We start from the raw sequence: 292 nt of genomic DNA, 5'->3' as shown, positions 1-292 counted from the left end.
ACGTTCTCCAGATCGAGGAACTTCGCGTTCAGATTGCGCCGGTGCGTTAGCAAAAGCCCCTTGCGGTAGCAGCTTTCCGCCTTAATGCAGGCCTCGCGAAACCAGCCCGTGTGCATCAAATGGGCAATGCCCAGCGCATCGGCCTTGTCGGTTACTGTGACGAGACGAACAGGATATAAAACTATTTGGCAGCAGCTGGTCGAGGAAAGCCTCACCGTCATGAAACCGATGAACGAAGAGCATCTGGCAGTTCTACGTAGGCACATGGTCGAGATGATTGCGATCCATGCCG

Annotated in this window: 2 pseudogenes; one reads left to right on the top strand and one right to left on the bottom strand. The window is 54.5% G+C overall.

What is annotated here, in order from left to right:
- A pseudogene (locus JT360_RS33385) lies at positions 1-152 on the bottom strand (IS110 family transposase); the annotation flags it as partial.
- Positions 153-219: 67 nt separating this feature from the next.
- Here JT360_RS33385 and JT360_RS33380 point away from each other — a divergent pair.
- Positions 220-292 (top strand): annotated as a pseudogene (locus JT360_RS33380) (protein-L-isoaspartate(D-aspartate) O-methyltransferase); the annotation flags it as partial.

This window comes from Mesorhizobium sp. dw_380 (genome assembly GCF_018588885.1).
In the GTDB taxonomy this organism is placed as follows: domain Bacteria; phylum Pseudomonadota; class Alphaproteobacteria; order Rhizobiales; family Rhizobiaceae; genus Mesorhizobium.
This window is presented reverse-complemented; position numbering and strand designations above follow the sequence as displayed.